Source organism: Bradyrhizobium sp. NAS96.2 (assembly GCF_001908235.1).
Taxonomy (GTDB): domain Bacteria; phylum Pseudomonadota; class Alphaproteobacteria; order Rhizobiales; family Xanthobacteraceae; genus Bradyrhizobium.
The window spans coordinates 42,656-49,521 of record NZ_LGHK01000111.1 but is presented as its reverse complement, the minus strand read 5'-3'; the positions used below and the strand labels follow the sequence as shown (position 1 = coordinate 49,521).

General features: G+C 65.0%; 4 protein-coding genes and 1 pseudogene. 3 read left to right on the top strand and 2 right to left on the bottom strand.

Annotation, left to right across the window (positions count from 1 at the left end; genetic code table 11):
- Positions 1 to 215: 215 nt before the first annotated feature.
- Positions 216 to 1,742: a benzoate-CoA ligase family protein gene (locus AC628_RS23670; protein WP_074129117.1), complete on the bottom strand. Its 1,527-nt coding sequence runs from the start codon at positions 1,740 to 1,742 to the stop codon at positions 216 to 218.
- A gap of 167 nt (positions 1,743 to 1,909) precedes the next feature.
- On the opposite strand from AC628_RS23670, the pseudogene AC628_RS23665 reads away from it, so the two are divergent.
- Positions 1,910 to 2,827 (top strand): annotated as a pseudogene (locus AC628_RS23665) (helix-turn-helix transcriptional regulator); the annotation flags it as partial.
- Between the two features lie 110 nt (positions 2,828 to 2,937).
- Here the strand turns inward: AC628_RS23665 and AC628_RS23660 are convergent.
- Positions 2,938 to 3,723 (bottom strand): IclR family transcriptional regulator domain-containing protein, encoded by a 786-nt coding sequence (locus AC628_RS23660; protein ID WP_074129116.1) that lies wholly within the window; start codon positions 3,721 to 3,723, stop codon positions 2,938 to 2,940.
- 114 nt (positions 3,724 to 3,837) lie between these two features.
- On the opposite strand from AC628_RS23660, the gene AC628_RS23655 reads away from it, so the two are divergent.
- Together AC628_RS23655 and AC628_RS23650 are read left to right on the top strand one after the other, a co-directional pair.
- On the top strand, positions 3,838 to 5,196 hold the full coding sequence (locus AC628_RS23655) for an aromatic ring-hydroxylating dioxygenase subunit alpha (protein ID WP_074129115.1): 1,359 nt from the start codon (positions 3,838 to 3,840) through the stop codon (positions 5,194 to 5,196).
- Positions 5,197 to 5,356: 160 nt separating this feature from the next.
- The gene (locus AC628_RS23650) at positions 5,357 to 6,793 is read left to right on the top strand and encodes a glutamine synthetase family protein (protein WP_074129114.1); all 1,437 of its coding nucleotides are present in this window, start codon (positions 5,357 to 5,359) and stop codon (positions 6,791 to 6,793) included.
- Positions 6,794 to 6,866 lie beyond the last annotated feature (73 nt).

The following is a 6,866-nucleotide window of genomic DNA, read 5'->3' as shown; positions in this document are numbered from 1 at the left end:
GACGTATCCATTCCAATGCGGATAATCTGCTTCACGGACGGTCCCCTCGTTTGAGATTGCACAACCTCATTCTGGCACACTGATGCCGTAGGGGGCCGTCCACACCATCAACCACAGGCGTTAGTTTTTGCGCACAAGCCGTTGAACAGCGTCTCTCAAAACGAATGCCGCGGCGTATGGGTCCCGGCTTTCGCCGGGACGACGTAGAGGCAGTGCTAATGTTCGCGCAACTTGAACCGCTGGATCTTGCCGTTCGCCGTCTTCGGCAGATCGTCGACCACCTCGATCCAGCGCGGATATTTCCACGGGCCGATCTTCTGCTTGACGTGTTCCTTGAGCGCCTCGAAGAGATTGTCGGTCGCACTGCTTGCGCGCAGCACCACATAGGCCTTCGGTTTCAACAGCCCTTCCGGATCGGCCTCCGGCACGACAGCCGCTTCCAGCACCGCGGGGTGCGTGATCAGCGCGCTCTCGACCTCGAACGGCGAGACCCAGATGCCCGATACCTTGAACATGTCGTCGGCGCGACCGCAGAAGGTATAGCGGCCGTCTTCATTGCGGACATATTTGTCGCCGGTGCGGGTCCAATGCCCCTGAAAGGTGTTCTTGCTCTTGCTGCGCTGGTTCCAATAGCCCTCGCCCGCCGATGGCGCCTCGACCAGGAGCTCGCCGACTTCGCCGTCCGGCACATCGTCACCGGCATCGCTGACCAGACGAACCTTGTAGCCGGGAACGGGACGGCCGGACGTGCCGTATTTGATGTCGCCTGGCGCGTTCGACAGGAAGATGTGCAGCAGCTCGGTCGAGCCGATCCCGTCGAGGATGTCGACGCCGAACCGCGACTTCCAGTTATGGCCGACGGATTCCGGCAACGCCTCGCCGGCGGACGCACAGATCCGCAACCGCGTCCCGGCCCGCGCGCCCTTCGACGCCTCGTCGTTGAGCATCGCGGCAAACAGCGTCGGTGCGCCGTAGAAGATGGTCGGATTGTATGTGTTCATCAGATTGAACATCAGCGCCGGCGTCGGTCGCGCGGAATTGAGCACCGTGCTGGCACCGACCGACATCGGGAACGTCAGCGAGTTGCCGAGCCCATAGGCGAAGAACAGCTTTGCCGCCGAGAGGCAGACGTCGTCCTCCCTGACCGCAAGCACCTGCTTGCCGTAAGTGTCGGCGGTCGCCTGCAGGCTGGCTTGCAGATGCCGGACGCCTTTGGGCATGCCGGTCGACCCCGACGAATAGAGCCAGAATGCCGGCTCTTCAGGATGAGTTGGCGCGGTCGTGAATTTGTCGCTCTCGCGTGCCAGCTCGTCCGCAAGCAACTTGTGGCCATGCGCCTCCTTGCCGGAGACCACGACATGTTCGAGATCGGGCAGCAGGGGGATGACATCCTTCAGCACCGGCAGCAGGGCTTCGGACACGAACAGCACGCGCGAACGGCAATCGCCGAGGATGTAGGCGAACTGCTCTGATGTCAGCAGCGTGTTCAGCGGCACCGGCACCACGCCGGCGCGGATCGCGCCGAGGAACACGATCGGGAAATCGACCGTGTCCAGCATGATCATGGCGACCCGCTCCTCGCGGCGCACGCCGAGCCGGCGCAGCATGTTGCCGACGCGGCGGGTCTGCTGCTGCAACTGGCCGTAGGTGATTTGCGACACCGTATCGTCGAACACGACCTTGTCGCCGCGGCCCTCATCGACATTGCGGTCGAGCAGCCAAGTCACTGCGTTGTAGGTCATGGCCCGCTCCTCAAGGCGCAGGCGCAGGCGCGTCGCGCCTGCCCTCTCCCGTCAAGATTTAAGAATTATAATTCATACAAAGCCACCAGATCGGCTTGCTGTCAATCCTCATCGGCATTATGTTTCCTCACACCTCGGTCTGATTCAGGCAGGACCGCGCGCGTCGCACAGGGATCATGACCGCAGCCAACGATCCGGAAACCGACTTCCTCGAGCAACTCGGCCAGCGCGTGCGCACCATGCGCGCGCTGCGCGGCATGTCGCGCAAGGTGCTCGCCAAGGTCTCTGGCATTTCCGAACGCTACATCGCCCAGCTCGAAAGCGGCAAAGGCAATGTCTCGATCGTGCTGCTGCGCCGTGTCGCAGGCGCGATGGGCGCGCATCTCGAGGACCTGATCCCCTCCAGCGAGCCGGTGCCCGATTGGGCCGTGATCCGCGATCTCCTGCGCAAGGCGTCGCCGAGCCAGATCGCGCAGGCCAAGGACATGCTTGCCGGCAGCAGCCCGCTGGCGCCGCGCCGCGCCTCGTTCTCCGGCATCGCGCTGATCGGCCTGCGCGGCGCCGGCAAGACCACGCTCGGGCGGATGCTGGCGAAGAAGATCGGCTGGAGCTTTGTCGAGCTCAACAAGGAGATCGAGGCGCAGAACGGCCTCTCGGTCGCCGAGATCATCGCGCTGTACGGCCAGGAAGGCTTTCGCCGCATGGAGCAGGCCGCGCTGACCCAGCTGCTGGCGCGGAAGGAATTGATGGTGCTGGCGACCGGCGGCGGCATCGTCTCCGAGGCGCTGACCTTCGATTTGATCCTGTCGTCGTTCTACACGATCTGGCTGAAGGCCGAGCCGGAAGAGCACATGGCCCGCGTCCGCCGCCAGGGCGATCTGCGCCCGATGGCCGACGACCGCTCGGCGATGGCCGAATTGCGCAACATCCTGGTCAGCCGCGAGCCGCTCTACGCCCGCGCATCGGCGGTGGTCGACACCGCCGGCCTCTCGGTCGACGCCGCCGCCGCGCGGCTGATCGACTCTGTGCGCCCGGTGCTGCAGAACGAGGCGCGGAGCTTCGGGTTACGCAGCGTGGCGCTTTAGTCGCGCTTCGCGCGTCATTGCGAGCGAAGCGAAGCAATCCATCTTTCCGCGTGTGCCGATGCGTGGATTGCTTCGCTTCGCTCGCAATGACGGAAATTAGCGGCGAAGATCTACAACAACCGGCTCTTCACATCGTCCGCGCCGTCGCGCAGCAGCGGCAGGAAACGGTCGATCAATTCCCTGGCCGGCACGCGGTCGACATGCGCGCCCATGTTGATGGCGGCGACGATGGTGCCGTCATAGCGGCGCACCGGCACCGAGATCGAGCGGAAGTGCGGCTCGGCCTCGCGGTCGACCAGTGAGTAGCCTTGCGCGCGATCGGCGATAATCGTCGCGAGCAGCTTCTTCGGGTCGGTCACGGTCTGCGGCGTCACCGGATCGCGGCGCATCGCTTTCAGCCGCGCTGCAAGCTCGGCATCATCGAGCCGGCCGAGCATCGCGCGGCCGACCGAGGTGCAGAACGCCGGCAGCCGGTAGCCGATGTCGAGACCGGCGGAGAACACCCGGGTCGGGCTCGAGCGCGCGACGAACACGACGTCGTCGCCGTCGAGCAGCGCAAGCGAAGCGATTTCCTGCGCTGCGGTGGCGATGCGATCGAGCACCGGCTGCAGCACCGTCACCACTTGGTTGGATTGCAGGAACGAGCCGGCGAGCGTCAGCACATGCGGCGTCAGCGTGAACAGCTTGCCGTCGGTGGTGACAAAACCGCCATGCGCCAGCGTGAACAGGATGCGGCGCGCCGTTGCGCGCGGCAGATCGGCGGCGCGCGCTAGATCGCTCAGCGTTGCAGGACCCGTAACCGTGCCGAACACCTGCAACAGGCGCAGGCCGCGATCGAGCGCCTCGACGAAATCGGTGGCGCGCTCGTCCTGATCGGTCCGTTTCAGCTTGGGCATCGGGGTCTGCGGCTTTGAACGGTTCAAAAATTGCGCTTGCTGTCCGGATCAGACATGGCATAATTCGCACATTCGTTCAATAGGCGAACAAATCCAAATCCGGGAGACGCCGCCATGATGAGCCAGGAAGCGAACGATCTGATCACCCGCACCGGTCGCAAGGACCCGTGCGGAAAGCTGATGCGGAGTTACTGGCAGCCGGCAGCGCTGGTCGACGAATTGGAAGGACCGCGCCCGGTCCGGCCGGTGCGCCTGCTCGGCGAAAACCTGGTGCTGTTTCGCGGCGAGGACGGCAGCTACGGCCTGATCGATCGCCACTGCGCGCATCGCGGCGCCGACCTCGCCTTCGGCCGGCTCGAGAACGGCGGGCTGCGCTGCGCCTTCCATGGCTGGCTGTTCGACACATCAGGTCAGTGCATCGAGACGCCGGCGGAGCCGGCCGGCTCGCAGCTCTGCAAGGGCATCAAGCAGCGCTCCTATCCAGTGGTGGAGAAGAGCGGCATCCTGTGGGCTTACCTGGGCGAAGGCGCGCCGCCGGCCTTTCCGGAGCTCGACTGCTTCGTCGCGCCGGGCAGCCACACGTTCGCGTTCAAGGGCCACATGAACTGCAACTGGCTGCAGGCGCTCGAAGTCGGCATCGATCCGGCGCACGCCTCCTTCCTGCATCGCTTCTTCGAGGACGAGGACACCTCGGCGGCCTACGGCAAGCAATTCCGCGGCGCCTCCGCCGGCAGCGACATGCCGATGACGAAAATCCTGCGCGAATACGATCGGCCGATCATCAATGTCGAGCACACCGAATACGGCCTTCGCCTGATCGCGCTGCGCGAGCTCGACGAAGAGCGGACCCATGTGCGCGTCACCAATCAGCTGTTCCCGCACGGCTTCGTGATTCCGATGTCGACCGAGATGACGATCACGCAGTGGCACGTGCCGGTCGATGACGAGAACTGCTACTGGTACGCGATCTTCACCAGCTACGCGGCGCCGGTCGACAAGCAGAAGATGCGCGACCAGCGGCTCGAGCTCTACACGCTGCCCGACTACAAGTCGCGCAAGAACCGCAGCAACGATTACGGTTTCGATCCACACGAGCAGGCGACCGAGACCTATACCGGCATGGGCACCGACATCAACGTCCACGACCAGTGGGCGGTGGAATCGATGGGAGCGATCCAGGACCGCACCAACGAGCATCTCGGCCAGAGCGACAAGGCGATCGTGCAGTATCGCCGCCTGCTGCGGCAGGAGATCGAGAAGGTCGGCGGCGGCGAAAAGCCGATGCTGTTCCTCGACGACGCCTCGGCACGCAGCATCCAGGGCCCGGCCACGATGGACGGCATCGGGCCGACGCTCGGCTGGGAGCTCTACTGGATGGAAGTCGACGTCAAGCGCCGCCGCGGCGCGCCGTGGGCCGCGCCCGTGCCGCGCGAGATCGCGGGCAAGGTGCAGCATCTGACGGCGGCGGAGTGATGTACCCGATGACCCCACCGTCATTGCGAGGAGCGAAGCGACGAAGCAATCCATCTTTCCGCGCTTGTGGATGCGTGGATTGCTTCGCGGAGCCTGTCATCCGGCGGCGCTTCGCGCCGACCGGGTGGCTCGCAATGACGACTGAGAGAGGAGTGACGCGGTGAGCTTTGTCGAGCGTCATGGCCTGTGGTCGGATGAGCAGAAGGAGGCCGCGCAGCGCCTCCGCCGCATCGTCGAGGAGAAGAACCTCGAGGTCATCCGCCTGTCGTTCCCCGACCAGCATGGCATATTGCGCGGCAAGACGCTGATCGCCAGCGAAGCGGTGCGCTCGCTGGAAGGCGGCTGCTCGATCACCACGACGATGCTCGCCAAGGACACCTCGCACAAGACCGTGTTTCCGGTGTTCACATCAGGCGGCGGCTTCGGCATGAAGGAGATGGAGGGCGCGGCCGACGTGCTGATGGTCGCCGACCCCACCACGTTCCGTGTGCTGCCCTGGGCGGAGAATACCGGCTGGGTGTTATGCGACCTCTATTTCAGCGACGGCCGACCGGTGCCGTTCGCGACCCGCAACCTCTATCGCAAGGTGCTCGATCAGCTCGCAGGCCGCGGCTATGATTTCGTCGCCGGGCTCGAGGTCGAATTCCATCTGTTCAAGCTCGACGACCCGCACATGGCGCCGGAGGACGCCGGCCAGCCCGGACGGCCCCCGTCGGTCAGCCTGCTGTCGCACGGCTATCAGTACCTCACCGAGCAACGCTACGATCAAATGGAGCCGGCACTCGAGATCATCCGCCGCGACGTCCTCGCGCTTGGCCTGCCCTTGCGTTCGGTCGAGGTCGAGTTCGGCCCGAGCCAGTGCGAATTCACCTTCGCGCCGACCGTGGGGCTCGAGCCAGCCGACAACATGGTGCTGTTCCGCTCGGCGGTGAAGCAGATCGCGCGCCGCCACGGCTATCACGCGACCTTCATGTGCCGGCCGAAGCTGCCGAACGTGTTCGCGAGCGGCTGGCATCTGCATCAGTCAGTGGTGTCGCGCGCGGGCGGCGAGAACGTCTTCATGGCGAAGGAGAACGGCGAGCCCTTGAGCCCGCTCGGCCGCGCCTGGCTCGCGGGCCTGATCGAGCACGCGCGGGCCTCGACCGTGTTCACGACGCCGACCATCAACGGCTACAAGCGCTACCGCTCCTATTCGCTGGCGCCGGACCGCGCGATCTGGGGCCGCGACAATCGCGGCGTGATGATCCGCGTGCTCGGCGGCGCCAGTGATCCGGCAACACGGCTGGAGAACCGGATCGGCGAGCCGGCCGCCAATCCCTATCTCTACATGGCGAGCCAGATCCTCTCCGGTCTCGACGGCGTCGACCGCAAACTCGATCCCGGCCCGTCCGCCGACACGCCCTACGAGACCAAGGCCGCGCTGCTGCCGAAGTCGCTGCGCGAGGCGGTGTTCGCGCTGCAAGACGATCCGTTCTTTCGCCAGGCACTCGGGCCGGAGTTCGTCGACTATTACGTCTTCATCAAGAACGCGGAGATCGAGCGTTTCCAGGCCGAGGTGTCGGACTGGGAGCAGCGCGAATATTTCGAGATGTTTTGAACTCGGCGCTGTCCGTCCCGTCATCCTGAGGTGCGAGCACTTGCGAGCCTCGAAGGATGCACGGCCCGGCTGG

Bases quoted from the DNA above. Each gene is read 5' to 3' on its own strand.
- AC628_RS23670 (WP_074129117.1), bottom strand. From the start codon at position 1,742: ATGACCTACAACGCAGTGACTTGGCTGCTCGACCGCAATGTCGATGAG.
- AC628_RS23660 (WP_074129116.1), bottom strand. From the start codon at position 3,723: ATGCCCAAGCTGAAACGGACCGATCAGGACGAGCGCGCCACCGATTTC.
- AC628_RS23655 (WP_074129115.1), top strand. From the start codon at position 3,838: ATGATGAGCCAGGAAGCGAACGATCTGATCACCCGCACCGGTCGCAAG.